The 25,750-nt window shown below is 67.4% G+C and carries 25 protein-coding genes; 14 read left to right on the top strand and 11 right to left on the bottom strand.

Annotated elements, in window-relative coordinates; all coding sequences use genetic code 11:
- Positions 1 to 14: 14 nt before the first annotated feature.
- From DES52_RS08375 to DES52_RS08405, 7 genes are all read left to right on the top strand, one after another.
- Positions 15 to 977, top strand: coding sequence for a glycoside hydrolase family protein (locus tag DES52_RS08375; protein ID WP_110886334.1), 963 nt, complete (start codon positions 15 to 17; stop codon positions 975 to 977).
- A gap of 49 nt (positions 978 to 1,026) precedes the next feature.
- Entirely contained in the window at positions 1,027 to 2,106 is a 1,080-nt protein-coding gene (gene dprA, locus DES52_RS08380; protein WP_110886431.1) for a DNA-processing protein DprA, read from the top strand.
- 67 nt (positions 2,107 to 2,173) lie between these two features.
- Positions 2,174 to 2,497, top strand: a complete 324-nt coding sequence (locus DES52_RS08385; protein WP_146237218.1) for a hypothetical protein — start codon at positions 2,174 to 2,176, stop codon at positions 2,495 to 2,497.
- An 18-nt stretch (positions 2,498 to 2,515) separates the two neighbouring features.
- A complete protein-coding gene (locus DES52_RS08390) occupies positions 2,516 to 3,391 on the top strand; it encodes a nitroreductase family protein (protein WP_110886336.1) in 876 nt (291 codons plus the stop codon).
- 89 nt (positions 3,392 to 3,480) lie between these two features.
- Complete coding sequence (locus DES52_RS08395; protein WP_110886432.1) at positions 3,481 to 4,356, top strand: aldo/keto reductase; 876 nt, start codon at positions 3,481 to 3,483, stop codon at positions 4,354 to 4,356.
- Between the two features lie 162 nt (positions 4,357 to 4,518).
- Positions 4,519 to 5,625, top strand: coding sequence for a type III polyketide synthase (locus tag DES52_RS08400; RefSeq protein WP_245900827.1), 1,107 nt, complete (start codon positions 4,519 to 4,521; stop codon positions 5,623 to 5,625).
- Between the two features lie 39 nt (positions 5,626 to 5,664).
- Entirely contained in the window at positions 5,665 to 6,225 is a 561-nt protein-coding gene (locus DES52_RS08405; RefSeq protein WP_110886338.1) for an isoprenylcysteine carboxyl methyltransferase family protein, read from the top strand.
- Here DES52_RS08405 and DES52_RS08410 read toward each other — a convergent pair.
- Positions 6,209 to 6,757, bottom strand: coding sequence for a type I phosphoribosyltransferase (locus tag DES52_RS08410; protein ID WP_110886339.1), 549 nt, complete (start codon positions 6,755 to 6,757; stop codon positions 6,209 to 6,211). The two genes, DES52_RS08405 and DES52_RS08410, sit on opposite strands and share 17 nt — an antisense overlap.
- A gap of 90 nt (positions 6,758 to 6,847) precedes the next feature.
- Between DES52_RS08410 and DES52_RS08415 the strand changes: the two genes are divergently transcribed.
- Positions 6,848 to 8,014 (top strand): MFS transporter, encoded by a 1,167-nt coding sequence (locus DES52_RS08415; protein ID WP_110886433.1) that lies wholly within the window; start codon positions 6,848 to 6,850, stop codon positions 8,012 to 8,014.
- 1 nt (position 8,015) lies between these two features.
- Here DES52_RS08415 and DES52_RS08420 read toward each other — a convergent pair whose 3' ends face one another.
- Positions 8,016 to 8,492, bottom strand: coding sequence for a hypothetical protein (locus DES52_RS08420; RefSeq protein ID WP_146237219.1), 477 nt, complete (start codon positions 8,490 to 8,492; stop codon positions 8,016 to 8,018).
- A 160-nt stretch (positions 8,493 to 8,652) separates the two neighbouring features.
- On the opposite strand from DES52_RS08420, the gene DES52_RS08425 reads away from it, so the two are divergent.
- The 3 genes from DES52_RS08425 (at position 8,653) to DES52_RS08435 (ending at position 11,583) form a co-directional block, all read left to right on the top strand.
- Positions 8,653 to 9,099: a response regulator gene (locus DES52_RS08425; RefSeq protein WP_211317883.1), complete on the top strand. Its 447-nt coding sequence runs from the start codon at positions 8,653 to 8,655 to the stop codon at positions 9,097 to 9,099.
- A gap of 259 nt (positions 9,100 to 9,358) precedes the next feature.
- A complete protein-coding gene (locus DES52_RS08430; protein ID WP_146237220.1) occupies positions 9,359 to 10,027 on the top strand; it encodes a hypothetical protein in 669 nt (222 codons plus the stop codon).
- Positions 10,028 to 10,320: 293 nt separating this feature from the next.
- The gene (locus DES52_RS08435; RefSeq protein ID WP_245900829.1) at positions 10,321 to 11,583 is read left to right on the top strand and encodes an aspartate aminotransferase type Ic; all 1,263 of its coding nucleotides are present in this window, start codon (positions 10,321 to 10,323) and stop codon (positions 11,581 to 11,583) included.
- A 51-nt stretch (positions 11,584 to 11,634) separates the two neighbouring features.
- Here the strand turns inward: DES52_RS08435 and DES52_RS08440 are convergent, their stop codons facing one another.
- Positions 11,635 to 12,510 (bottom strand): formylglycine-generating enzyme family protein, encoded by an 876-nt coding sequence (locus DES52_RS08440; RefSeq protein ID WP_110886344.1) that lies wholly within the window; start codon positions 12,508 to 12,510, stop codon positions 11,635 to 11,637.
- A 17-nt stretch (positions 12,511 to 12,527) separates the two neighbouring features.
- On the opposite strand from DES52_RS08440, the gene otnK reads away from it, so the two are divergent.
- Both otnK and otnC read left to right on the top strand, forming a co-directional pair.
- Positions 12,528 to 13,766: a 3-oxo-tetronate kinase gene (otnK, locus tag DES52_RS08445; protein WP_211317884.1), complete on the top strand. Its 1,239-nt coding sequence runs from the start codon at positions 12,528 to 12,530 to the stop codon at positions 13,764 to 13,766.
- Positions 13,763 to 14,410, top strand: coding sequence for a 3-oxo-tetronate 4-phosphate decarboxylase (otnC, locus tag DES52_RS08450; protein ID WP_110886346.1), 648 nt, complete (start codon positions 13,763 to 13,765; stop codon positions 14,408 to 14,410). Before otnK ends, otnC begins: the two co-directional genes overlap by 4 nt.
- Before the next feature lie 187 nt (positions 14,411 to 14,597).
- On the opposite strand, the gene DES52_RS08455 is transcribed toward otnC, so the two are convergent.
- Entirely contained in the window at positions 14,598 to 15,848 is a 1,251-nt protein-coding gene (locus DES52_RS08455; RefSeq protein WP_110886347.1) for a beta-N-acetylglucosaminidase domain-containing protein, read from the bottom strand.
- 129 nt (positions 15,849 to 15,977) lie between these two features.
- Between DES52_RS08455 and DES52_RS22875 the strand changes: the two genes are divergently transcribed.
- Positions 15,978 to 17,987, top strand: a complete 2,010-nt coding sequence (locus DES52_RS22875) for an alpha-amylase family glycosyl hydrolase (RefSeq protein ID WP_110886348.1) — start codon at positions 15,978 to 15,980, stop codon at positions 17,985 to 17,987.
- A gap of 46 nt (positions 17,988 to 18,033) precedes the next feature.
- Here the strand turns inward: DES52_RS22875 and DES52_RS08465 are convergent, their stop codons facing one another.
- The 7 genes from DES52_RS08465 to DES52_RS08495 are packed head-to-tail and all read right to left on the bottom strand — an operon-like array spanning position 18,034 to position 25,748.
- Positions 18,034 to 18,756 carry a sugar phosphate isomerase/epimerase family protein gene (locus tag DES52_RS08465; protein ID WP_110886349.1) on the bottom strand — a complete coding sequence of 241 codons (723 nt, stop codon included), beginning with the start codon at positions 18,754 to 18,756 and terminating at the stop codon, positions 18,034 to 18,036.
- Entirely contained in the window at positions 18,753 to 19,841 is a 1,089-nt protein-coding gene (locus DES52_RS08470; protein WP_245900831.1) for a Gfo/Idh/MocA family protein, read from the bottom strand. Before DES52_RS08470 ends, DES52_RS08465 begins: the two co-directional genes overlap by 4 nt.
- Positions 19,838 to 20,485, bottom strand: coding sequence for a ThuA domain-containing protein (locus tag DES52_RS08475; protein WP_110886350.1), 648 nt, complete (start codon positions 20,483 to 20,485; stop codon positions 19,838 to 19,840). Before DES52_RS08475 ends, DES52_RS08470 begins: the two co-directional genes overlap by 4 nt.
- Positions 20,482 to 21,351 carry a carbohydrate kinase family protein gene (locus DES52_RS08480; RefSeq protein WP_110886351.1) on the bottom strand — a complete coding sequence of 290 codons (870 nt, stop codon included), beginning with the start codon at positions 21,349 to 21,351 and terminating at the stop codon, positions 20,482 to 20,484. The genes DES52_RS08475 and DES52_RS08480 overlap by 4 nt, the downstream gene beginning before the upstream one ends.
- A complete protein-coding gene (locus DES52_RS08485; RefSeq protein WP_110886352.1) occupies positions 21,348 to 22,652 on the bottom strand; it encodes an amylo-alpha-1,6-glucosidase in 1,305 nt (434 codons plus the stop codon). The genes DES52_RS08480 and DES52_RS08485 overlap by 4 nt, the downstream gene beginning before the upstream one ends.
- Positions 22,649 to 24,028, bottom strand: coding sequence for a beta-N-acetylglucosaminidase domain-containing protein (locus DES52_RS08490; protein WP_170130953.1), 1,380 nt, complete (start codon positions 24,026 to 24,028; stop codon positions 22,649 to 22,651). The genes DES52_RS08485 and DES52_RS08490 overlap by 4 nt, the downstream gene beginning before the upstream one ends.
- The gene (locus tag DES52_RS08495) at positions 24,021 to 25,748 is read right to left on the bottom strand and encodes an MBL fold metallo-hydrolase (protein WP_110886354.1); all 1,728 of its coding nucleotides are present in this window, start codon (positions 25,746 to 25,748) and stop codon (positions 24,021 to 24,023) included. Before DES52_RS08495 ends, DES52_RS08490 begins: the two co-directional genes overlap by 8 nt.
- Between the last annotated feature and the right edge of the window lie 2 nt (positions 25,749 to 25,750).

Genomic DNA, 25,750 nt, shown 5'->3' on the forward strand with positions numbered 1-25,750 from the left:
TGTAGCTTGTCGCCATGCGCTTTCTCGCCTTGACCGCCCTCTTGTTGAGCGCCGCGTCCGCTCGCACCGCCTTGTGGCTTCGTCCGCCCTCGACACCCGACGCGCTCGAGCGTACCCTCGTGGCGGCAAAGGCGGCAGGCTTCACGGACGTGCTGCTCGAAGGCTTCTACCACGGCCGAACGATTTGGCGAAGTGCGGTCGCGCCGATGAAGACGTCGTACGACGCGCTCGACGTCGCGGCGCGCGTCTCGCGCCGCGAGGGCCTCAACTTGTCCGTGTGGATGGAGACGCTGTACTGGCGACCCGCCGCGAAGTTCGGAGTGCCCGTGACGCCGTTGTGGAGCGACGGGCTCGCGACACGCACGGCGGACGGACGCGACAGCCTCGCCGTGTCGGACCTCGGCTTCGTGGACCCGGCGGAACCTCGGGTGGGCGAGGTGTTGGAGGCGCTCGTGCGGGAGTTGACGGCGCGGGACGCGAACGTGGGCTTGCACCTCGACTACCTTCGCTACCCGAGAGAAGCGGACTTTGGTTTCTCGGCGGGGAACTTCGCGGCGTTCACGCGCCGCACCGGCAAGGACGCGCGAGCGATTCGTAAGTTCGACGACGGCGGCAACGTGACCTCCGATTGGCATGCCTGGTCGGACGTACGACGAGACGCGGTGACGAGCCTCGCCAACCGTCTCATCACCGCGTACCGAGACGCGGGCGGGCGGAGCTTGGTGAGCGCGGCGGTGTTCAGCGGCAGCGACCCATTGCAGGACTGGGGGTCGTGGCGAGGCTTGGACGTTGCGATGCCGATGTTCTACTTGCCGTGGCCGAGCTTGTATCCCGTGGCGTTGCTGCCTTGGCCGAGAAGCGAGAACGTGTGGCCGGGCGTGCAGGACCGAGCGGACGTTCCCTTGGAGCGGCAGTTGGAGATCGTGCGGCGGCAAGGCTTTCCGAACGTCGCCGTGTTCGGCTGGACGCCTCGCTGAGCACGGCGCGTTGAAGGTGGCGTTCAGCGTCGGCACGTACGGTGCGCGAATGCCGAACGACTCCTCGAACGACGAATTGCTGGCTCTGTTGACCCTTCGCTTCACTTCGTGGCTCGGCGCTTCTCGCATCGAGGCGTTGCGGCGGCACTTCGGAAGCGCGTCGGCCGCGTTGAGCGCGTCGCCGAGCGAGTGGCGCGAAGTGAAGGGCCTCGACGTGCGCGCGCTGGCTTCCCTGGGAGCGAAAGAAGCGCGAACGGCAGCGAGCGAAGAGATCGGCAAGGCGGCGAAGCAAGGCGTGACGCTGCTCGGGCGCGGGTTGCCAACTTACCCGGACGCGCTCGAGGCGCTTCCCGACCCGCCGCCCATCGTGTGGGTGAAAGGCGACTTGCCGACGCTGGACGTCGTACCGAAAGCGATCGGGGTGGTGGGAACGCGCACGGCGTCGACGTTCGGCAAGGGCTTCACGCGCAAGCTTGCCCTCGATCTCGCGGAAGCCGGAGTCATGGTGGTGTCGGGCCTCGCGCGGGGAATCGACACGGCAGCGCACACCGCCGCCATCGAACTCGGCGCACCCACGATCGGCGTTCTCGGCAGCGGGGTGGACGTCGTGTATCCCGGTGAGAACGCGGGACTGGCGCGCAAGATGACGGTCGTGAGCGAGCATCCGCTGGGCACGCGGCCCGCTCCGCACCACTTCCCGATTCGCAACCGCATCATCGCGGCGCTCGGGGCAGGCTCGGTCGTCGTGGAGGGAAGCGTCACGAGCGGAGCGATGCTCACGGCGTCGTCCGCCTTGGAGTGCGGACGCACGGTGTTCGCGGTGCCGGGCCGCCCGAACGAGCCGCTCTCGGCGGGACCGCACAAGCTGCTGCGAGAAGGCGCGGTACTCGTGGAACGCTCGTCGGACATTTTCGAGGAACTCGGCTGGACGGGTGGACGTACGCGAACGCCGCCCACGTTGCCGCCGCACCTCGCGCAAGTGTACGCGGCCTTGAACGGCCCGACGCTGCTCGACGACCTCGCCGTTGAACTTGAACGCAGCGTGCCCGACGTGCAGTCCGCGCTGATGCTGCTGACGCTCGAAGGGCACGTGGTGGAAACCCCGGGCGGCCGTTTCGAGCGGGCGTGAAGACGCGAGAGGTGGGAATGGAGGCATGGTCGCCGACGCTTCATGAGCCCCTTGCTATTCTGCGAGGGTGCCAGCCGAGACGGTCATGAAGCTCGCGTTCGCTGCAGCGCTCGCCTTCTTCGTTCTCAACTTCGCGCTGGGCATGAGCTTGCAGCTTGGCGCGAAGTTTCACGTGCGGCCGCTGCACCACGCGCTGTACTTCCTGACGTGCGCCAGCACCTTCGCGTGCGCCTTGTTCGCGTCGCTCGCGAGCCGCGCTTGGTGGTGGCCCGCGTTGCTGCTGGGCGCGCTTTTGCTCGTGCCGTCGACGAAGCCCGGCCGCGGGGACCACGCGCTCCTCGCGTGTCTGGTCGGCGTCGGGTTCGCGTTCACTTCGGCCCGCCTGTCTTGACCTTTCCTCGGAGACCTTATGCCTGACCGCGACTCGCTGCTCGACCGCCCCTCCACGCTGTCCGCCCCGTCGGACTTCCTGCGCGCCTTGTTCGCACGCCGCACCACGAACGGTCCCTTCCGGCCCGACACGGTCAGCAAGGAGCATCAGCATCTGCTCGTGCGCGCTGCGTCGGCGGCGCCGAGCCACTTCAATTCGCAGCCTTGGCGCTTCGTGCTGATCGAGGACCGAGCGAAGATCGACGCCGTCGCTCGCCTCGCCGGCGACTCAATGCGCGAGCTCATCGAACGCGGCGTGTTCTTCGAGCGTTACCGTCGTTACTTCCGCTTTTCAGAAGCGGAAATGGACGCTCGGCGAGACGGCATCTTCATCGACCACCTTCCGGCGCCTTTGCGGCCGTTCACGCGTCAGATCTTCAGCGACGCCGGCCTCGGCCTCATGCGCAAACTCGGCGTGCCCGCGCGGCTCGGGCGTGACAACGAGAAGCTCGTGTCAGGCAGTCCCTTGCTCTTGGCCGCCCTGCTCGACAAGACCGAGTACCGCCCGGGCGAGCTCAGCGGGTTTTACTCCATGTTCGGCCTCGGCGCCGCCATGGAGAACATCTGGCTGACGGTGGGCGAGCTCGGCATGGGCATCCAGTTCGTCTCCACGCCCATGGAGATTCCCGAGGCGTGGGCCCAGATCCAGCGCCTCCTGAAAGTTCCCGGCGACCTCGAGCTGATGGCCGTCTACCGTCTCGGCTACCTTCCGCTGGATCAGCAAAGACCTTCCATCGACTGGAGCAGCCGTCACCGCAAGCGCCTCGAGCAGTACGTCTACCGCGAGGACTGCGAGCATCCCGAGCAAGATCCCCCCGCCCCCTCCGAGCAGGCCTCCCAGACGCGGAGCCGCTGAAAGTAGCGCTCGAAGCGAGCTCCTCGCGAACGAGCTCATCGGCGAAGGCGTCACAGTCTCGACGCGCCGAAAGGAGTGAAGTGGTCGCCATGACTCAGATCAGCGCTCAGCGCAGCGGAACGTTCAAGATCGGCGGGGAGTTGGAAGTGTCGCGGTTGGGCTTCGGAGCGATGCGCGTGACGGGGCCGGGAATCTGGGGCGATCCGGAGGACGTCGAGGAAGCGCGGCGCACCCTTCGGCGCGTGCCGGAGCTCGGAATCAACTTCGTGGACACGGCGGACAGTTACGGACCGGGCACGAGCGAAGAATTGATCGCCGAGGCGCTGCATCCGTACCCGAGCGGGCTCGTGGTCGCGACGAAAGGAGGCTTGACGCGCACGGGGCCGAATCAGTGGCACCCCGTGGGCCGCCCCGAGTACTTGCGTCAACAGTTGGAGCTGAGCTTGAGGCGCCTCAAGGTGGAGAGCATCGACTTGTGGCAACTTCACCGAATCGACCCGAAGGTGCCCGCCGACGAGCAATTCGGAGTGATGAAAGAGTTCGTGGACGAAGGCAAGGTGCGCTTCTTGGGCTTGTCGCAAGTCAAGGTGGAGCAGATCGAGGCGGCGCGCCGAGTGATCGACGTGGCGACCGTGCAGAACCTCTACAACCTCACGAACCGGCAAGACGAGGACGTGCTGACGTACTGCGAGGCGAACGGGATCGGATTCATTCCGTGGTACCCGATCGCCAGCGGAGAGCTCGCCAAGCATGGCGGGGTGCTCGACGAGATGTCGCGCCGCTTGGAGGCGACGCCGTCTCAAATCGCGTTGGCTTGGCTGCTGAAGCGCTCGCCCGTGATGCTGCCGATTCCCGGAACGGGCAAGGTGCGTCACTTGGAGGAGAACACGGCGGCGGCGAACGTCACGTTGCCCGACGAGGACTTCGACGCGCTCACGAACGCGGGCTTGCAGCAGCCGTCTTGAAGGTCGCCTTGGTGCTACGCCCAGTTCCCTCTCAAGTCGTGCGAGCCGCCCTTGAGCTAGCCTCAGACTCGCACGACTTTTCACAATGCCGTTCGAGGTCCGCACGCCATCATGCCGCATGACCTCGCAGCCGACCTTGATTCCACACCTTTCGAGGCCCTCGTGATTCGTGACCGCCAAGGTGAACTCGCGTCCGCCGGGACGATCACGCGCTCGAAGCCGCGAGCGAACACCCCGGTCGTGCGCTCGCTCGCCCTCGGGGTGCCCGCGAACCGCGCCGCGCAAAGCGACGTCCGTGAGGCGGCCAAGGTCTTGTTTCCGCGCATGAGCGCGTTCAAGCGATTGCTGGATGTGTTCGACAACGCGCGCATCGAGTCGCGTCAACTCGCGATGCCGCTGGAGTGGTACCTGACGCCGCGCGGCTTCGAGGAGAAGAACGCCGTGTACGTTCGCGAAGCCGCGCGGTTGGCGGAGGCGGCGTCGCGCGAAGCGTTGGAGCGCGCGAACGTGCGACCGAGTGACGTGGACGCCATCGTGTTCGTTTCGACGTCGGGCATCTCCACCCCGAGCCTCGACTCGTTCTTAATCGAGCGGTTGGGCTTGTCGCGGCACGCGGCGCGCGTTCCGATCTTCGGCCTGGGTTGCGCGGGCGGCGCGGCGGGCCTCGCTCGAGCGGCTGACTTCGTGCGAGCGGGCTTCGAGAACGTCTTGTTCGTCGCCGTGGAGTTGTGCTCGCTGACCCTCGTGCACAGCGACGAGAGCAAGTCGAACTTCGTGGGAACCAGCTTGTTCTCGGACGGGGCGGCGGCGATGGTGCTGGGGCCCGACGGCCGAGGTAAAGACGGGCCGGCGCTGCACGGCGCGTACAGCACGCTAATCGAGGACAGCGCGGACATCATGGGGTGGGACGTGGTGAACGACGGCCTCAAGGTGCGCTTCTCGCGTGACATCCCGGCGCTCGTGCGCTCCATGATGGACGAGAACGTACGTGACGCGCTCGCCGCGCACGGATGGCGGCGCGAAGACGTGCGGCACTTCGTCGTGCATCCGGGCGGCGTGAAGGTCCTCTCGGCGTACGAGGAGGCGTTGGGCTTGGCGAGCGACGCGCTCGACTCGTCGCGGGAAGTTCTGCGCGAGTACGGCAACATGTCGAGCGTGACGGTGCTGTACGTGCTGGAGCGCGTCTTGCGTGACCGTCCGCGCGGCAAGGGCTTGTTGAGCGCGATGGGTCCGGGCTTCAGCGCCGAGCACGTGCTGTTGGAGTTTTGAGAGGAAGCCGTGCGCGAACGTCCGCTACACTCCCAAGGCATGACGACGAACCCACGGTTCACGGCGGCGATCGCGACGCCCCTGCTCGTCCTCGCGATCGCCGTGCAGCGCGCGCTCGAATTGCGCGTGGCGAAAAGCAACGAACGCTGGGCGCGCGAGCGAGGCGCGGTGGAGTACGGCCGCGAACACTACCCGCTGTTCTTTTTGCTGCACGGCGGCTGGTTGGCGTCGCTGCTGCTCGAAGGACGGCGGCAACATCGCCCGGTGTCCTGGGCGTGGCTGCTAGTGTGGTTGGTGATGCAGCCGACGCGCTACCTCGTGATTCGCACGCTGGGCCCCTTGTGGAACACCCGCATTCTGATCGTGCCGGGCGAGAAGCGCGTCACGCGCGGCGCGTTCCGCTTCGTGCGGCATCCGAATTATCTGGTCGTCGCGACGGAGTTGCTGAGCGGTCCGCTGGCCGTGAGGGCGCCGCGAACCGCCATCGTCTTCAGCGTGCTGAACGCGTTGCTGCTGCTGCTGCTTCGAATTCCGGCCGAGGAGCGCGCCTTGCAGGAATACGCGCGGACGGAACCGACGGCCGTCACGTCAACGGCATGAGGATCTCGCCGCCCTCGCCGCGCCGCTCGGATTGCAGGCCAGACGGCGTGTGCGCGAGTTGCAAGAGGGTGAACACCTTCACGCCGAGCATGTCGACGCGGCTGCGCCCGCCTTTCGAGGTGAATTCGATGCCGGCCGCGATGCCCGCGACCTCCAAGCCTGCCTGACGAGCGAGGGTGCTGAGCTCCAGCTCTGCGTGGCCTTGCGCGAACTCCAAGGTCGCGATGAGGGCCGTTCGGCGACCCAGCAGCGGCTTTTGCTCTACGACCCAGTGGTCGGAACGGTAGTGCGGCGCGAGGGTGGGCGTGCCGCGAGCGGACGTCACGGCGGCGGCGCGAAGGTCGGCGAGGGCCGTGGCGAACGCCAAGCTGCCATTTCCCACGCCGATGACGATGTCGAACTCGGGCAGACGCAACTTCAGGGCCTCGACGACTTCCTGCCACACCTCGACGGACAGGCCGTGCAGCGTTTCGTGCACCGCGCCTTCGTCGGGCAGCGCGGCGCGAATCTTGCGTTGCAGCTGTGTTGTCACGCCTTCATCGTACGATCATTGGCTGGGGCGTGTCGCGACACGGTGCGCGCGCAGCAAAAGAAGGTCTCGACGCGTGGTAGGGTGCGCGTCATGCGTGTCTCGCTTCCGTCCCTCGCCTCGTCCGGTACGGCCGTCGCGGTCGCCGTGACCGCCGGACACTTCATCAACGACGCTTACTCGGCGATGCTGGGGCCGCTCGGGCCTGCCGTGCAAGAACGCTACGGTACGACGATCACGGCCGTGACGCTTCTGCTGGCCGTGCTGTCGTTGACGTCGAGCGTGCTGCAACCTGTTCTCGGCATCCTCGGGGAGCGTGTGGACCGCCGCGTCATGGCGGCGTTCGGACCGGCGGCGACCGGCATCGGGTTGAGCTTCATGGGACACGTGCCCGCCTTCGGCGTGCTGGTGTTGCTCGTCGCCGTGGCGGGGCTTGGCAGCGGCCTCTTTCACCCGGCGGGCGCGGCTTACGTCGCGCGTTACAGCCCGCCGCAGCAGCGCGGGTTGTGGGCGAGCCTGTTCAGCGCGGGCGGCACGGCGGGCATGGCGCTCGGCCCCGTCTTCGCGAATGTCGGCCTCGACCGTCTGCCGATCTTCGCGCCCATCGGAATTGCCGTGGCACTCGTCACGTACGCCGTCACGCCGGCCGAGAAGCCGAGCGTCGGAAAACGGCCGACCGTGAAAGAGTACCTGGCGATTTTTCGTGGCGCGATGGTGACGTTGTGGGCGATGGCCGTGCTGCGCTCCCTCGCTTCGAGCGGGTACAACGCGATGCTGCCCTTCATCTTGGCAGGCAAAGGGTACGGCAGCGGCGCGACGGCGGTCGCGCTCGGCGTGTACAGCGTGGCGTCGGCGATCGGCGGCATCGTGGGCGGGCGGTTGTCGGACAAGCGAGGTCGCACGCCGATTTTGCGTTCCAGCATCTTGGCGACCGTACCGCTGTTCGCCTTGCTGATTCTCAGCAGCCCCAGCGCGTGGTGGTACTATCCGCTGACGTTTCTCGTGGGAGCGTTCGTGAACGCGTCCATCCCCGTCGGGGTGGTGACGGCCCAGGAGTACGCGCCGAAGCACGTCGCGGTCGCGAGTTCGATCATGATGGGCTTCTCGTGGGGCTTCGCGGGGTTGCTGTTGGTGTTCGTCGGGCGTCTCGCCGACTTCACGTCTCCGACCGTGGCGGCCCTCGCGTCGATCGCGTTGCTGCTGCCGAGCGTGTGGCTGGCGTACCGTCTGCCGGAGCCGACGCGCGCGAAGTTGGAGTGAGTCACTGGCGGGTGAACTTCAGCAAGTCCTTTTGCCAATTCACGATGTAGGCGGGTGAGAACAAGCTGACGTCGTCGCCCGTGACGAGCGCGAGGCTGCCGCCGAGGGGGCCGCCTCGCACGGCGTACACGTCCTGGTCGCCGCTTCGCCCGAGGTTGGAAACTTCCGACGTGCCGACGAGGTCGGCGAGCGTGCCCTTCACGTCCGTGAGGTCCAGGCGCCACGACGTCGTGCGTTGCTCTTTGTCGAACGTCACCTTCACGCCGCGGGCGTCCACAGGCGGGGTCCGACGCCATTCGATTTCACGCCGCAAGCCGTCGGGAAGGCGTACGAGACGGTCCTTGACGTTGTCGTACGATCCGGCGGCGAGCATCAGGAGGCGATCGGGAGTCGAGACGCCGTTCTTGGCGGGCGAAGCGCACGAGGCGAGCGAAAACAGCACGGCGGCGAAGAGGGCGTGGGCGGAAGGACGAAACACCACGTCAAGGTACGCCGCTCGGGCGCGCACGACTGTAGGTCAGGTGCGCGCACCCGGTCGCACCGTCACATGTTAAGTCTTTCTTCACGTTCGGATGAGATACACTGGATGTGGTGAAACGAACGCGCTCGTTCTGGATCTTCGCGCAGGAGCGCTCGGCGTGAGCGGGAAGCGCATTCTGCTCGTGGACGACAACCACCACGATGTGGAGCTGGCGCTTGCCGCCTTCGAGGAAGGCAACTTGCGATCGGCGGTCGTTGTGGCGCACAGCGGCGAGGAGGCCCTCGACTACTTGTACGCCCGCGGCCGCTTCTCGGGACGCGAAGGGGGGCATCCCACGGTGATCCTGCTGGACCTCAAGATGCCTCACATGGATGGCGTGGCCGTCCTGCGGGCCATCAAGGCGGACACGACGTTGCAGGGCATTCCGGTCGTGATGTTGTCCACGAGCCGCGAGGACGGTGACATTGAGGCCTGCTACCGTGTCGGCGCGAGCGCGTACGTCGTCAAGCCCGTGGACTTCACGCAGTTCATCGAGGCCGTGAAGACCATCGGTGTGTTCTGGGCTCTTTTGAACGAGCATCCGCCGGGCGGCGCGCGCCGTTGACACCCGCTCGTGGTGTAGAATGAACTGCCGCGCCGCGCTTTTTGCTTCGCCGCGCGGCCTCGAAACGAAGTTTTCGCGTCGACGTTCGTTTCGTGCATGACAAGGCGTGGCGCCAGCGATGCTCGCGACCGAAGATCGTCTTCGGGAAGAGGATGGGCCGTTGGACGGACTCGCCGTTTTCGTCGCCGTTCGCTTCGCGCGGTCACGCGCCGCCTCTCTTGAGGGGCCGAACGAGTCGATCGACGCTTTTTGGTTCACCATGAACAAGAAACAACGCTTTCAGACGGTGGTTTCCACGCCCGGCACCTTCGAGGCGCGGTTGCGTGCCCTTTCGGAGTTGCCCGCTCCCGCCTCGCGGGACGGCGCGTACAACGAGGTGCGCGAAGGGCTCGTGCGCGAGGAGCGGGAAGCTCTGGAGCACGTCGTGGAACTGCAACAACTCCTCCTCTCTCTCACGCAAGAAGGGCGATCGCGCGAAGCGGCCCGCCTGTTGGCCTTGCAAGCCGACTTCGCGGGATACGCGCGCGGCTACAGAGCAGGCTTGCGCGCGGCGCGGCGCCTCACGGACTCCGCGCACGTCAAGGCGAGCCGCGCCCTCGAAGGCTTGCAAAACGAGGTGTTGCGCCTCAACGACGAGGTCGCGCGTCTCAAGAAGGAACTCGACGATGCGAAGGCGGCCAAGGACAAGAAGATCCGCAGCGTTCGCAAAGACGGCGTGCACGTGCCCGAGAACGCCGACGAGGCGCGGCGCGTGGCGCGCAACATCGAGGAGTTCCTCAAGATCGCCGAGGATTACACCATGGACCTCGAAGAAATTCGCGCGCGTCTGCCCGAGGAGGCGAACGTCCGTGACGCCCTGCACCACCTGCTGTTGACGCGCCGCGTGACCCTCAACGGCACGGTCCTTCGCCTCACGACCGCCAATTGACGCGGAGACCTTCAAGGCAAGAAGAAGCTTGAGCCGCGTCGTCACCTTGGACCCTTCGTGGAAGGCATGAGCTGCCCCTCCCTGCGCACACGAGATCGAAGGCGCCTCGAAGCGCACGGACAGCGTGCATTTCTCGCAAGCCGAACTCGACGAAGCCGCCACCTCGCCCACCATCCTGGAGCGCCCCTGCACGAAGCGCGCCCGTTGACGCTCCAACTTACCGACGCGCACGGCGCGTCGCTTGTCGAGGTCGCCCTCGAACACGCGGGGGAATGAAGGGTAGGCTGAAGGGCGTGACGAGCACGAACGAGACTTCCGCCCGCGGCGCCGACGCCAAAGAGCGTTACGACGCCTTCAAAGCCCAAGGCCTCAAGCTCAACATGCAGCGCGGCCAGCCCAGCGACGCCGACTTCGACCTCTCGAACAAGATGCTGAGCGTCCTCGGCACGCAGGACTACACGACGCCCTCGGGCCTCGACACGCGCAACTACCCTGGCGGCGTCAACGGGATTCCCGAAGCGCGCGCGCTCTTCGCCGAGTATCTGGACATCGACGCCTCGGAAGTCCTCGTGTGGAACAACGCCTCGCTGGAAGTGCAGACGCACGTCCTCACGCTGGCCCTTCTTCGGGGCTTGAAGGGCAGCGCGGGTCCCTGGGTGGCGCAGAAGCCGAAGATGATCGTGACGACGCCCGGCTACGACCGACACTTCCTGCTGCTCGAAACGCTCGGCTTCGAACTCGAAGCGGTCGACATGCAGCACGACGGGCCCGACGTCGACGCCGTGGAGCGCCTCGCAGCCGACGAGCGCGTCAAAGGCATCCTCTTCGTCCCGACCTATTCCAATCCGGGCGGCGAGACGATTTCCGAGGAGAAGGCCAAGCGCTTGGCGAATCTTTCCGCCGCCGCGCCCGACTTCACGATCTTCGCCGACGACGCGTACCGAGCGCACCACCTGCACGACGACGACCGAGACACGCCCGTGAACTTCGTGCGTCTGTGCGAGCAGGCAGGGCGGCCCGACCGCGCCTTCGTCTTCGCGTCCACATCGAAGATCACCTTCGCGGGCGCGGGCCTCGGATTCGTCGGAAGCAGCGCCGCCAACATCAAGCTCCTCGGCGGCTACCTCGGCGCGATCTCCATCGGTCCGAACAAAGTCGAGCAGTTGCGGCACGTGCAGTTCCTGCGAAGCTACCCGGGCGGTCTCGAAGGCCTCATGCGCGACCACGCGCGCCTCATCGCTCCGAAATTCGCGGCGGTCGAGGACGTCTTGCGACGCGAGCTCGGCGGCAGCGGCCTCGCCACGTGGACGACGCCCAAGGGCGGCTACTTCATCTCGCTCGACACCGCCTTGCCGATCGCGAGCCGCGTCGTGGAACTCGCCGACGCGGCCGGAGTGAGCCTCACGCCCGCCGGCGCGACGTATCCGAGGAGCGCCGACCCGAAGAACGCGAACATCCGCCTCGCCCCCACCCGTCCCACCTTGGAGGACGTGAAGGCCGCCATGGAAGTCGTGGCGGTGTGCGTCCGGGTGGCGAGCGAAGAGTATCGAGCCTGAGCTTCCCCTTCCCTTTCCGGCCCCTCTCGCTCTTGAGAGGGGCCGTTCGTCTCAAGCTTCGTACACGAGGCGCAGTCCGACGTGCGACGACGCCGAATCGGCCTCCATGAATTGCCGCGCGGCCGGACGAAAGCGAAAGCAGTACTCGGGCGCGCAAAGATGCGAGCCGCCCTTGACCACGAGGCGACGCGTGCGCCGAGCCGGGGGCGCGCAGCACGACGAGGACACGGGAGATGACGGCGCTTCGTCGCGCGTCCACTCCCACACGTTGCCCGCCATGTCCACGAGGCCGAAACCGTTGGCAGGAAAGGACCCCACGGGGGACGTGCGGTCGAAGCCGCCCAACGCGAGGTTTTCCCACGGAAAGCGGCCCTGCCAGGTGTTCGCCATGACGCGCCCGCCAGGATACGCTTCGTCGCCCCACGTGTACGTCGCGCCCTCCAGACCGCCACGCGCCGCGTACTCCCACTGGGCCTCGCTCGGCAGCCGTCCACCCGCCCAAGCCGCGTAAGCGAAGGCGTCCTCGGCGGTGATGTGCACCACGGGATGATCTTCGCGGCCCTTCAGCGTCGAGCCAGGCCCTTCGGGCGCACGCCAATTCGCTTCGTCCACGAACGTCCACCACCGCTCGGAAGCGTCGAGCGGAACGGGACCGGACGTGCCCACGAACACCGCCGAGCCGGGCCGAAGCAAGGCCGGATCGATGCCCGGATAGTCCCTCGGGTCGGGCGCACGCTCGGCAGCCGTCACGTAGAGAGTTTCTCGCACGAAGCGCGAGAACTTCGCGTTCGTCACCGGCGCCGTGTCGATCCAGAAGCTGCCGACGGTCACGCGTCGCCGAGGCTTTTCCTCGGGGTAATGCCGATCCGAGCCCATGAGGAACGACCCGCCCTCGATCCACGTCCTGCCTTCCACGACGCGCATCATCTCGTATGCTGAACGCGATGCCAAGCTTGGGCGTGATCGCCGACGACTTCACCGGAGGAACGGACGTCGCCAGCAACCTTCGAAGCGCCGGATGGCGCGTCGTGCAAACGATCGACGTGCCGGACGGCACCGAGGCGATCGACGCGGACGCGGTCGTCGTCGCCCTCAAGTCCAGGACCGCGCCGCCCCAAGACGCGGTCTTGGACTCGCTCGCCGCCTTGGCATGGCTGCGCCGCCAAGGATGCACGCGCTTCTACTTCAAGTACTGCTCCACCTTCGACTCCACCCCGAGGGGTAACATCGGCCCCGTCATCGACGCGTTGCTGAACGCGCTCGGCGAGACGTTCACCATCGCGTGTCCCGCCTTTCCCGACAACGGACGCACGGTGTACGCGGCGCACCTGTTCGTGCACGGCGTCTTGCTGAGCGAAAGCGGCATGAGGAACCACCCGCTCACGCCGATGACGGACGCGAACTTGCCGCGCGTGCTGTCGGCGCAGTCCGCCTCGAAAGTCGGCGCGCTGAACTTGCCTTTCATTTTGCGAGGCGAAGCGAGGGAGGCACTTCGGCGCTTGCGCGCGGACGGCGTCAACGTCGCCATCACGGACACCGTCACGAACGACGATCTCGCGCGACTCGCGGACGCCACGAGCGACTTGACGCTTCTCACGGGCGGATCGGGCCTCGCCGCGTACCTCACGCCGCCCGCCGAGCGGGCAGGCGCGCCCTTCCAAGCGCCGCGCGGCCCTCGCGCCATCCTGGCCGGAAGTTGCTCGCCCGCCACGCTCGCGCAACTCGGGCACGCCCGAACCTCCTACCCGTCGCGGCATCTCGATCCCCTGGACCTCGCGCGCGACTTCGACGGGGCCGTGAACGACGTCGTAACTTGGGCGGCAGCGAGGCTCTCGGACGTGCCCGTGGTGATCGCCGCGAGCGACGAACCTGCGCGCGTGAAGGCCGCGCAGAACGCGCTCGGCGTGGAACGTGCCGGTACGCTCGTCGAGGACGCCCTCGCCCGCATCGCGGCGCGTCTCGTCGACCTCGGCGTGCGGCAACTCGGCGTAGCGGGCGGCGAGACGTCCGGCGCGGTCACGAAGGCGCTCGGCGTTCGCAGCTTGGAGATCGGGCCCGCGATCGACCCGGGCGTTCCGTGGACGATCGCGCGCGGAAGCGGCGACCCCATCGCCCTCGCGTTGAAGTCCGGCAATTTCGGCGGCGAGGACTTCCTCGTGCGGATGTGGAGCGTGCTGCCGTGACGGAGCGCGAAGCGCGCGAGCAACTCGTGGAAGTCGCGGCGAGCTTTCACCGTCGTGGGCTCAGCCCCGGCTCGTCGGGCAACCTCAGCGTGCGCCTTCCCGACGGCTTCTTGTGCACGCCCACGAACGCCAGCCTCGGAAGCCTCGACCCTCGGCGTCTGTCGAAGCTCGACGAGGGCGGCGCGCACGTGTCGGGCGACCCGCCCACGAAGGAGACGTTCTTGCACCTCGCGATGTACGGCCAGCGGCCGGACGCGAACGCCGTCGTGCACCTCCACTCGCCGTTCGCCGTAGCGGTGTCGTGCCTCGCCGACCTCGACGAGCGCAGCGTCCTTCCGCCCATCACGCCGTACTTCGTCATGCGCGTCGGAAAGCTTCCCCTCGTCGAGTACGTTCGGCCGGGCGATCCGAAGCTCGGCGAGGCCGTCGCGAACGTCGCGCGTTCGCACGCCTGCGTCCTGCTCGCGAACCACGGTCCCGTCACGTCGGGCCGCACCCTCGGCGAAGCCGTGAACGCTGCCGAGGAGCTCGAGGAGACGGCGCGCCTCTACCTCACCTTGCGGGGACAAGCGCTGCGGGTGCTGACGAGCGAGCAGATCGACGAACTTCGGCGTGTGTTCGGCGCCCATTGGCCCGACGAGTAGCGACGGACGATCGTCAGGGCCTCGTGTGTATACCTTGCTGGGGTCGTAGTACTTTGCCGAGGCGCGAACGTAGAAGTCGCGCCACACGAGCGTGAAGGCGTCGTCGGGTGTGTCCTCGACGACCAAGGTTCACCTTGTACGCCCGAATGACGAACGGGGAGACAGAGCGTCTCACGTTCGCTTCGATTCAGCGCGTCGTGGCCGCCTCGTCCCAAGCGAGGCGCTCGGTGAGGGCTCCTTGGAAGCGAATGCCGTTCGGCTCGGCGGGATGAAGGTACCCGGTGCGTCTCAGCGGGCGGCCGAGTTCCTCGATGGCGTCGGTCAAAAACGGATGCAGATCGTACAGAAGGTCACGCTGCGCGCCGTGCTCCAGCGCGCGCAGCACGCGGCGAAACGCGTCGCGGCCCCCCTTGACGATCTCAGCGTTGGACGCGGAAGGCTCCGCGATGAGCGACCGGGCGCCCTCGTGAACTGCCGAGGCGCGCGGTCCGAGGGCGTGGGGCAGGTGCAGGGCGTGCGCCAGCATCGCGAGGTCGTCGCGCGTCAAGTTGGGAGAGGCCAGGTGTTCGAGCCACGCGTCGAGGGCGCGTTCGAGGGAGGCTTCGGCCGACCAGGCGTCGCTTCGCGCGTACTCGGCGAGGCTGTGCAAGCCCGGGAAGTTCAGCTCGAATTGATTGTTGGGATTCGACAGAATTCCGGCGACTTCCGCGCGCAGCGCGGCTTCCCGGCCCGCGTACGGCCCGAGGTGCGCGCGGCGCGGCGCGTAGTCGTTGGCGTGCAGGTTGTCCCACAAGACGGGCGGGCGTCTCAGGACGCCCGCGACTTCCCGCACGGAGGCCGCCGTGATCTCGACCGAGATCACCTCGGGGCCCGTCCAGAACACGTCGACGTCCGGATGCAGCCGCTCGCCGATTACGCGCAGATACGGCGAGGTCGCGACGTCGGGCGCGGCGCGGCGCGCGCAGTACTCCGTGGGGCAGAACAACATCGCGCCGTCGAAGCCGAGGTCGCGCAGGAACTGCAAGCTCGCGTTCGTCGCGTCGGCTTGCTCGGCCGCTTGCCGAGCGCGGTCCGCCGCGTACGGAATGTCGTCGAACAGCAGCGCGAAGTGCTGCACGCCGAGGTCACGAACGTGCCGAAGCTTCGCGAAGAGCGCTTCGCGGTCGTGCTCGGCTCGCCAGTCGAGGTCGAGGCCGGGCGCGAGGGCGTACACGAAGCGTACGCCGACGCTCTCGGCGCCTCGCGCGAGCCGCGCGAGCATCGCCCCTTCGTCCGCCACGTACGCTTCTCGCCAGTGCGCGCGGTGTTTGAGGTCGTCCTTCGGCGCGTACAAGTACGTGTTCATGCCCCACTCGGCCATGAGCCGAAACAGCCGCCCACGTTGGTCCTCGCGCCAGGGACGCCCGTAGAATCCTTCGATCACGCCGACGAATTTCATGATGTCAGTGTCGCATGTTCGCCCGATCGAGGGTCGCTCCTGCCGCTTCCCGAGGTTTCCTTTCGGCCTCTCCGGAAGTGGTAGGCTGGTGGAAGCGCTTCACACATCCTCAACCTGTTCGGAGTTCGCATGATCAAGCTTCCGCTCGTCGCTTCTCGTCTCCTACTGCCCCTCGCGCTCACCCTCACGTCTGCCGCCACGACCACGACGGCGGCCGATACGTCGATGCTTCCCCGCAAAGCGTCGACCGCCGCGAACACGTGGTGGGCGAACGCCGCGTTCTATCAAGTCTTCGTGCGCAGCTTCCAAGACAGCGATGGAGACGGCATCGGGGACTTCAAGGGACTCACGTCGCGCCTCGACTACCTCAAGAACCTCGGCGTGAACGCCTTGTGGCTCATGCCGATCTTCCCGTCGCCGAGTTACCACGGCTACGACGTCACCGACTACCAGAACGTCAATTCCCAGTACGGCACCCTGGCCGACTTCGACGCGTTGTTGAAGGCCGCGCACGCCAAAGGCTTCAAGGTGATGCTCGACTGGGTGCCGAACCACACGTCGCGCAACCACCCGTGGTTCCAAGCGGCGCGCGATCCGAGCAGCGACAAGCACGACTGGTACCTTTGGCGCACCAGCGATCCGGGCTGGCGCAAGCCGTGGGGCGAGCCGGGCACCGTGTGGTTCCCGGTCACGACGGGCGCGCAGACGACGAGCCGCGTCGTGTTTCCCGGCACCATCCAAAAAGCGCTCGGCGGACGCGAGTGGGATCCCAACGGCGACGCGAGCGCGGCCACGCAAGTCGCGCCGGGCGTGTTCGAGTTCGTCGCGCGCCTGCCTGAAGGTTCGTACGAGTACAAGACGGCGGTGGGCGGTTCGTGGAGCGAGAACTACGGCGCGGGCGACCGTCCCGACGGGCCGAACATCCGCCTCGCCGTTCCCGCGGGCGGCGCGATCGTGAAATTCGTGTACGACGCGAATAAGCATACGGTGCGCGACAGCCTCAACAACCCGGGCGAAGTCAAGGCGCCCGACGTCGTGCCCGCCCGCTCGGGAAGCGCCACCGCGACCTCGACCGCCACGAACACCCAGTATTACTACGCCGCCTTCTGGGAAGGCATGCCCGACCTCAACTGGCGCAATCCAGGGGTGAAGGCCGCCATGAACGACGCGGCCGCCTTCTGGCTCAAACGCGGCGTGGACGGCTTTCGCGTGGACGCCGCTCGTTACATCGTCGAGAACAAGGACGACAACCTTCCCGACAACGCCGACACCCTCGCGTGGACGAAGGACTTCACGCGGTTCGTCAAGAGCGTGAAGCCGGACGCGGCGGTCGTGGGTGAAGTGTGGACGGACCTCCCGACGGTCGCGAAGTACTTCCTGAACGGCCAAGGCGAGGATTTGGCCTTCAACTTCGACTTGCGCGACGCCTTGCTCGGCGCCGTGCGCGGCGGCAGCCCGGACCTCGTACAAACGTCGATGGACCGAGTGACGGCGTCGTACCCCACGAGCGGCGTCGACGCGATCTTCACGACGAACCACGACATGACCCGTCCGTCATTCGCATCGACGACCCAAGCGAAGACGGCGGCGAGCCTGCTGCTCACCTTGCCCGGCACGCCCTTCCTCTACTACGGCCAGGAGATCGGGATGCCCAACGGCAGCGGCAACGCCGACGAGGAGAAGCGCACCCCGATGCGCTGGACGACGCAGGGCGGCGCGGGATTCACGACGGGTGTACCGTGGTACGCCTTCAGCACGAACGACCCCAACGTCACCGTGCAAGCGCAGCAAGCGAACGCGGCGTCCCTGCTGAGCCATTACCGCCGCCTGCTGAGCTTGCGCTCGCAGATCGCCGCGCTGCGCTCGGGCGGATACGTGCCGTTGCAGGCGAAGGACGGCGTGCTGTCGTTCGTGCGCTCCACGAGCGACGCGGCCGTCGTCGTGATCGTGAATCTCGGCGCGAGCGCGAAGAACGTCACGGTGGACCTTTCTCGCGTGCCGGTGAAGATCGCCGGTCCCGTCATGGAGGCGTGGTCGGGGCGCAAGCTCGCGAACGTCGACGCGCGCAACCAAAAGGCGTATCCGGTTGCGGGCCTCGAGGCGGGCGGCTTGGCGATCTTGACGTTCCCAGCGAAGTAAAGACCCGAGCGAGAGGGGGAGCCGAGGCGGCTCCCCCCTCTCTTCGTCAGCGGTTCAGGTGCGCGCGCAGCCAATTCAAGCTGCGCTCCACGTCGGCGAGCATGTCGCCCTCGCTGCTGTCCTGCTCGATCACAAGCCACTCGGCGCGGGCCGCCTCCAAGCAGGCGGGCAAGTCCACCTCGCCGGTGCCGAGCGGAACGGGCACGGGGCCGGGGCGGTAGTCCTTGATGTGCAGCAGGGGCGTGCGGTCCGCGTAGCAGGCGAGGTAGTCGTGCGGCACCCCCCCGCCGGCGTCGATCCACGCCACGTCGAACTCCGCGTGGAGCGCCGGATGCTCGGCGAGGAGGAAGTCCAGGACGGGCCGCCCGTCCACCTGCCCCGTGAGTTCGTGCGCGTGGTTGTGGTACGACAGCGTGACGCCGAGTCCCGCCGCTTGTTCCACCACCGCTCCGAGCCGCTTCGAGAAGGCGCGCCAGCCGTCCTCGTCGGGCGCGTTCCACCACGGTACGGCGATGTAGGTGAAGCCGACCGCGCGGGCGAACTCGGCTTCTCGCGCGAAGTCCGTCTCGAGGCGCTCGAAGGAGACGTGCGCCCCGGCGGGTTGGAGGTTCAAGCGGTCCAGCAGGGCGCGCAGATCCTCGGGCGAGCGTTCGTAGTACCCGGCGAACTCCACGCCTTCGTACCCCATTTCGGCGACGCGGGTCATCGTGCCCTCGAAGTCCTTCGCGAGCGCGTCGCGGACGCTGTAGAGTTCCAGCCCGACCTTCACGCGCCCACCTCGTCGAACAGACCCTCGGGCAGAGGCGCGGGACGCTCGACCCCCGACGTGAGTTCGAGGGCGCGGCCTTGACGTGACGTCTCCAGCGTGGACGCCATCACGTCGAGGACGTGGTAGGCCAAGGCGCCGCTCGCACGCGGCGCGCGCCCTTCACGCGCGGCCAGCGCGAGGTCGCCGAGGCCGACGCCTCGGCTGTTGGTGGCGAGCGGTCCGCCCACCTCGACGTCCTGCCATTCCTTGTCTCCGGCGAGCCGGACGCGCACGGGGCCGCCGAACGTGTTCGGATCGGGCACGGACAAGGTGCCTTCCGAACCGTAGATTTCGATGCGCGGCAAGTTCGCGTGCCACACGTCGAAGCTCGTCACGAGCGTCGCGACGGGGCCCGACGCGAAGTCGAGGATCGACGCGACGTGCGACGGCGTCTCGACGGGAATGCTCTCGCCCTTCTTCGCGCCGCTGCCGATGGTGCGCGTGTCGAAGCTCGCCCGCGCCGAGCCGCTCACGCGGCGAACGCCCCCGAACAAGTTCACGAGGGCCGTGAGGTAGTACGGCCCCATGTCGAACATCGGCCCCGCGCCTTCTTGGTAGAAGAAGGCGGGATCGGGGTGCCAGCGCTCGGGACCGCTCGACATCATGAAGGCCGTCGCAGCGACGGGCACGCCGATGGTGCCTTCATCGATGATGCGGCGGCACGCTTGCAAGCCCGCGCCGAGGAAGGTGTCGGGCGCGCAGCCGACCAGCAGGCCGCGCGCGTCCGCTTCGCGGAGAAGTTCCGACGCCTCGTCGAGCGTGATGCCGAGCGGCTTTTCGTTGTACACGTGCTTCCCGGCCTTCAGCGCGGCGAGCGCGACCGACGCGTGCGCTTTGGGAATCGTGAGGTTCAAGACGACTTGGACGTCGTCGTCGGCGAGAAGTTCCTGAAGCGAGAGGGCCTTCGGAACGCCGTACTCCGCCGCGCGGCTCTTCGCGCGCTCCATGTCGAGGTCCGCGACCGCCACGACGTCCAAGCCGAAGCGGCGCGCGTTCTTGAGGTAGATGGGGCTGATGTTGCCCATGCCGACGATTCCGACGTTCACGACAAGACCTCCTGAGAAACGTTGGCGGCCCACAGCAAGCCGCGCCGCGTGAGCTCGCCCGCCGCGCCGTCCAAGTCGCTCGGGGTGTGCCCGACGGATTGGTAGAACACGCGGCCCTCACCGTACCGCCGCGTCCAAGCGACGGGCATGACCGTGCCCTCCACCCACGGAGCGTCCGTGCCGTCGAAGGTCGTCGTGGCGAGCACGGTGTTCGACGGATCGACGTGCATGTAGTACTGCTCGGACACGACGTCGAAATCCGACAGGCCCGCCGTGAGCTCGTGCGCGACGACGTTCACGCGGTACGGGCGGACGTTGCCGGGGTGGGCGACGAATTGGCCGCCCACCATGAATTGGTAATCGGTGTCTTCGCGGAACGCGTCGCCCGCGCCGCCGTGAATTCCGGCGAGTCCGACGCCGCCACGCACGGCGGCGCGCAGATTCGCGCTTTGCGTGCCCGTGAGTTTGCCCATCGTCCAGTTCGGCACGATGAGCGTGTAAGCGTCCAAGGGCTCGTCGAGCACGTCGAGGCTGCGCGCTTGATTCACGCTGAAGCCCGCGCTCTGAAGCAAACTGCCGAGCACCTCGGCGAATTCGAGGGGTTTGTGGCCTGGCCAGCCGCCGGAAACGATCAGTGCGTTCATGTCATGACCTCCAAGACTTCCGAAAGAGGGGGGGCGTACGCGCCGGGCCGACGGCAAGCGGCGGCGGCGGCGGCAAGCGAGAAGGACAAGTGTGCCGACGGGTCGGGCGGCGCGGTGAGGTGCGCGTGCAGCAAGGCGGCGATGCTCGCGTCGCCCGCGCCGACCGTGTCGACGATCTTGACCGCGAAGCCTTCGTGCGAGACGTCGAAGTCCGGCCCGATAAGGCGAGCGCCGTCCGCGCCGAGGGTGAGCAGCACCGTGACGGACGGATTGGCGTTTCGCACGAAGGCGAGGGCTTCGTCGAGGCTCGCGTGAGGCAGGACGCCCCTCAAGTCGCCGTCGCTCACCTTGAGGAGCGTGGCGAGCTTCAGGTACCTCGGAAAGGCGGCGCGGTACTCGTCGGCGTGCGCAGGACGGAAGTTCGGGTCGTAGACGATCCTCGAGCCACGCTCGCGCGCTTGCTCGGCGGCCCGAAGAAAGCGCGGTTGGCGAACGAGGGTGACGCCGCCGAAGTACGCGGCGGTCGCGCCTGGCCACGCTTCCTCGGGAACGCTTTCGAACAGCGAGTCGGCGCAGCCTCGGGCGTAGAAGACGTAGCGGCTCGCCTCGGAATCGTGCACGACGGACAAGGGCGTCGGCGCGTCGACGCGAACGGCGAAGCGTAGGCCGACCCCGGACGCCTCGCCCGCCCGCACGAACTCCTCGCCGAACTCGTCCGTGCCGAGCGCTCCGACGAACTCGCACGGCGATCCGAGCGCCGCGAGGACCCGCGAGACGTTCCACGCGCTTCCGCCTTGCCGCACGTCCCACGCGTCGCCACGCCGCACGAAGTCCATCACGGCGCCGCCGAAGACGAGCACCGTCACCAGTTCCCCCAGACGGGCACCTCGCCGCGCTTCACGCACTCGTGCGCGTACACGTACATCGCGGCGGACCAACTTTGGCCTCGGAAGCCGCTGGGCCGCCCGCTGGTGCCGTGCAGCCACTCGTTGAAGTCCCACTCCAAGCCGGGCGTTCGCGACTGCTTGTTGGCGAGAGCGAGGCGTTCGAGTTGCGTCGCCGCTTCCTGAAGCCGCCCGGCCTTCACGAGCGCCGCGACGTAGAAGCCGCCGATGAAAGGCCAGATTCCGCCGTTGTGGTACTGATTCGGAAGGTTGAGGTTGCGCAGGCGGTAGTACTCGCGCCAATCGGCTTCGCCGGGCATCACGGGCGGGTGGATCGCCTTCACGGGCCAAGGATGATTCACGCCCGCCGACTCGATGAAATCGAGGATCTTGTTCGCCTGCGCCGGAGACGCCAACCCGAAGAGAATCGCGATGAGGTTCCCGAACGTGTCGAAGCGGTCCGCGTAATCTCGGAAGGCCATGTACGGCAAGAAAAACGGTCGTTCTTGCAAGACGGTCGTCGTGAGTCGGATGGGGTACAGCCACTCTTTGCGGTTTCGCTCTACCCAGCCCATGTCCTTCTCGACTTCCGGCCCGAGCCATAAGAGGGTGTCGACCTTGAACTTCACGTCGTCGGCGCGCGCGTCGAACGAAGCGCCGTCCTCGCCGAGCGCCCGCGAAATCCTCGCCATGGCCTTGTGAACGGCGAACCACAAGACGTTCGGCCACAGCGAATTGTACCGATTCGCGAAGAGGTCCGCCCAGTCCATCGCCTCGTGAACTTCGAGCAGACCGCACTCGTTGGAGTCCTGGTACTCCAGCCAGGTGTAGGCCTTTTGGATGTTCGGCCAGAAGGTGCGAAGGCGCTCCACGTCGCCGTCGGTGTCGAACAATGCCCAGTTGCCGAGGATGAACCACAAGGAGTTGTCGATGCAGCCCGCGTGCGCCGTGTCCACGACGACGTCGGCGTCGCCCGCCTGGAGGCTTCCGCCGTGCGCGATGAGCGCCGGGTCGGGAATGCCGCTGAAGCCCACGTTGTGCGGCACGTTTCCGAGGCGCGATTGGTACGTGGCGAGCGTTCGGACGGAACGCCGCGCGATCTGCGCGCCTTCGGGGTCGGCGCACTGCAGCAAACCCAAGGTGCAGATCATGGAGTCGCGCGCCCACACCTGCTTGTACGCGGAACTCGCGCCCAGCAGGCCGATCGCGGAGCCGTTGGCGAGCACGGTGGCCTCGGCAACCGGACGAGCGGCGTCGGCGGCGGACGAATCGAGGATCGTCATGCCGTCTCCAACGAGTCGGGCGAACGCGGCCCCGCGGCGAGCCGTTCCGCCTCGAACACGCACGCCCGAGCGAACCAATCGAAGGTGTCGCCCGCGACCCAGTGAAAGTTGTCGCGCACGAGCGGAATCTCCTCCATCACGTACTCGCGTGCGCGCGCGTCGTGCGGATGGTCGAGGGCGCCGAGCGCGTACTTCAGCACGCGCGCCCAGCCTGCCAGCTTCGACACCCACGGCGCGATGTCGTTGCGAAGGTCGAGGTCTCGCAGGCGTTCGAGCGTGTACACGTGCAGTTCCATGTCGCGCGCGAGGTCGCGCAAGGAGCGCTCGTTTGCAGCGACCGACGTTCTGGGAGGGCGACCGGGCAAGTCGGGCACGGCAAGGTCGCCCCTCGCCGCCCAGAACGCGTCGATGGCGGGCCACAAGGAGTGGTGAAGCGCCGTCGGGTAGTACAAGGGGTTGCGGCGGGCGACGTCGGCGAGGAAGAGCAGGGCGTCGGCTTCGCGTTCGTTCGCGGCGCTGGCCTTCGCGGCTTCTCGAAGGGCGGCGCGCGGCTCGTACGTTTCGGGCGACTTCAAGTACGCGGCGACCGTACGCAAGGAGACGCGGTGCGCGGCGGCTAAGCGCCCCGGAGCGGCGAAGTAGCCGTCGATGGCGCTCAGCAACTCGGGCGAGCGGTCCTTCAAGGCTTCGACGTGCAGGTGGTTGCGCATGTCGAGGTCGTTCACGGGGAAGTTGTCCCAAATCGTGACTTGGCGGCGCAGCGAGGCGTTCACGGCCTCGACGTCGGCGGGCGAGAGGGAATCGGCGAAGACCTTCGCGCCCGTCCAGAACACTTTCACGCGCGGATCGAGCGTCTCGCCGAGAATCGTGAGGTACTCGGAGCGCCCGACGCCGTGGTACTCCGTGGGGCAGAAGTACAAGGTGCCGGGCACGCGCGGCAGGAGTTCGTTCAAAAACAAAGCCTGCGCGCGCGCGGGATGCCCGAAGCGCTCGGCGTCTTGTGGCGAGTCGAACGCCTCGGGCAAGTCGTCGAGCAGAAGGCAGAAGGACGAGATGCCGCACGCCTTGGCGCGCTCCAAGCGTCCGCGCACGATGGCGCCGTGCTCGGCGTTGGTGTACTGGTAGCCAATGGCCGACAAGCCGAAGATGAAGTCCACGCCGACGCGCGCGGCGTGCTCGGCGAGACGCTCGAATTCGCGCCACTCGAAGCTCGTGTACGGCTCCTTCCAGCGGTTGCGGTGCAGCGGGTCGTTCTTCGGGGCGTACAGATACGCGGTCAAGCCGACGTCGCCCATGAAGTCGAGAGTGGCGTGGCGGGCCGCCCACGACCAGGGCGGGCCGTAGAAGGCTTCGATGACGCCGAACGGTTTACTCATGCGCGACTCCGAGGGTGACGTGCGAAAGAAGAGGCGGATCGCCGGGAGCGCCGCGCACCTCGATCTTGGTGAGGGGCGCCGACGGCATGAACGTCGTTTCGAACGTGCCGTGCGGCGGCACGAGGATCGGCGAGGGGGAAGCGTCGCCCGCGATGAGTGCGCCGTGGAAGGCGTCGGGCGTGGCATTTTCGACTTTCACATGGACGGCCTCGCCGAAACGAGGACGAATCGGCGTGACGTGCAACAGCAGACGCGACGGCAGGGGTTGCAAGGTCGCGTGAAGGTCGCGCAGGCGCTCTCCCCTGCCCTTCAGGTCGGCGAGCCACTCGCGCGTCGGCTTCACGGGCGCGTGGTGCCCGCCGAACACGAGGTCGGGCGCGAGTCGCTCGATGAGGTCGGCGGAATCCGCGAAGTCGTGCTCGCGCAGGCCGTTGGCGTAGGTGTAGTTCAAGAAGCGCGCGTCGAGGCCGTACTGATCGCCGACGAACAGCAACCGTTCGCCGTGCGCCTCCACGAGGATCGCCACGGCGAAGCGCGTGTGGCCGGGGTACTCGTGCAAGGTGATCGTGAACTCTTCCCAGCGAAAGGGCTGCCCGAGCGGAAAGACGCGGTCGGGCGCCATCGGCTCGAACCACAAGCACGGCAGACGGTGGCGCTCGGGATGCGCGAGGATGTCCGCGAAGTTCTCGGGCGCCCAAAGGTGCGAGCCGAAGGTGTCGCGCAGCAGGGGAATCCCGGCGACGTGATCGTCGTGAAAGTGCGTCGGGATGACGGCTTCCACGGCGGTCACACCGTGTTGCTCGAAGAGGTCGGGCAACGTGTACAGCCACGGCATTCGGGATTCGCGCGTCGTGACGATCGCTTGGCCGAACGCGAAGTCGTACCCGAAGTCGATGAAGACCGCGCGGCCCGACTGCGCCTTGAGGACGGTGGAGTTCGCGCAACTCGTGCGGTTGACGAGCAGCCACGGGCGCAGTTCCTCGTAGGGGCGCTCGCGCAGTTCCAGCAACCTCGGGTTGTGGCCGCGCAGCTTCACGAGTTGCCACACGCGCTCGGCCGTGAAGCGCAAGTCGTCGGCGCTCAACGGCGAGCCGTGCGCGGGCAGCACGACGTCGGGCGCGCGGTCGGCGAGGTCGAGCAGCGACAAGATCGAGCCCGCCAGGCCCTCGCCGCCCGTGTACGTCCATTGCGTGGGCGCGAGGCGCGGCAACTGTCCACGCTCGGCCACGAGGTCGCCGCAAAAGATCACGTGCCGACCGTTCGAGACCACTTGGAACGAGAGGGCGTTCGGAGCGGCGCCGGGCGTTGGAAGGACGACCGCTTCGACGCCGCCGAACGTGTACGAGCGGTACGGTCGTAGCGGCCGAGTCTCGACGTGACGCGTCGGCTTCGGAAGGAAGGCGCGCGGATCGTACTCGTCGAGAAGATCGTCGCCGACGGGCCGCACGCCCGCTTCGGGCGCGAAGACGGGAATGCCGAGCTCGGCGGCGCGCGCGGCTCCCTCGGCGACGTCACGCGCGCCGTGCGTGAGCAGCACGGCGTCCACGTGCCGCACGGTCGGCGGGAGGTCCGAGAGGGCCGATCCGTCCCCGACGTTCACGAGGATCGCCCGCGCGCCGTTCACGACCGCGTACACGTGGCACGTGTCCGTGCGGCACAGCACGCCGGGAACGAGTTCCGTCCACGAGGAGACGCGAGAGGAGGACAGCGAATCGTTCATGT

The organism is Deinococcus yavapaiensis KR-236 (genome assembly GCF_003217515.1).
GTDB classification, from domain to species: Bacteria; Deinococcota; Deinococci; order Deinococcales; family Deinococcaceae; genus Deinococcus_A; species Deinococcus_A yavapaiensis.

Excerpts from the sequence above, each read along its gene's own strand:
- DES52_RS08375 (WP_110886334.1), top strand. The coding sequence starts at position 15 with ATGCGCTTTCTCGCCTTGACCGCCCTCTTGTTGAGCGCCGCGTCCGCT.
- dprA (WP_110886431.1), top strand. The coding sequence starts at position 1,027 with ATGCCGAACGACTCCTCGAACGACGAATTGCTGGCTCTGTTGACCCTT.
- DES52_RS08390 (WP_110886336.1), top strand. The coding sequence starts at position 2,516 with ATGCCTGACCGCGACTCGCTGCTCGACCGCCCCTCCACGCTGTCCGCC.
- DES52_RS08395 (WP_110886432.1), top strand. The coding sequence starts at position 3,481 with ATGACTCAGATCAGCGCTCAGCGCAGCGGAACGTTCAAGATCGGCGGG.
- DES52_RS08405 (WP_110886338.1), top strand. The coding sequence starts at position 5,665 with ATGACGACGAACCCACGGTTCACGGCGGCGATCGCGACGCCCCTGCTC.
- DES52_RS08415 (WP_110886433.1), top strand. The coding sequence starts at position 6,848 with ATGCGTGTCTCGCTTCCGTCCCTCGCCTCGTCCGGTACGGCCGTCGCG.
- DES52_RS08430 (WP_146237220.1), top strand. The coding sequence starts at position 9,359 with ATGAACAAGAAACAACGCTTTCAGACGGTGGTTTCCACGCCCGGCACC.
- DES52_RS08440 (WP_110886344.1), bottom strand. The coding sequence starts at position 12,510 with ATGATGCGCGTCGTGGAAGGCAGGACGTGGATCGAGGGCGGGTCGTTC.
- otnK (WP_211317884.1), top strand. The coding sequence starts at position 12,528 with ATGCCAAGCTTGGGCGTGATCGCCGACGACTTCACCGGAGGAACGGAC.
- DES52_RS08455 (WP_110886347.1), bottom strand. The coding sequence starts at position 15,848 with ATGAAATTCGTCGGCGTGATCGAAGGATTCTACGGGCGTCCCTGGCGC.
- DES52_RS22875 (WP_110886348.1), top strand. The coding sequence starts at position 15,978 with ATGATCAAGCTTCCGCTCGTCGCTTCTCGTCTCCTACTGCCCCTCGCG.
- DES52_RS08475 (WP_110886350.1), bottom strand. The coding sequence starts at position 20,485 with ATGAACGCACTGATCGTTTCCGGCGGCTGGCCAGGCCACAAACCCCTC.
- DES52_RS08485 (WP_110886352.1), bottom strand. The coding sequence starts at position 22,652 with ATGACGATCCTCGATTCGTCCGCCGCCGACGCCGCTCGTCCGGTTGCC.
- DES52_RS08490 (WP_170130953.1), bottom strand. The coding sequence starts at position 24,028 with ATGAGTAAACCGTTCGGCGTCATCGAAGCCTTCTACGGCCCGCCCTGG.
- DES52_RS08495 (WP_110886354.1), bottom strand. The coding sequence starts at position 25,748 with ATGAACGATTCGCTGTCCTCCTCTCGCGTCTCCTCGTGGACGGAACTC.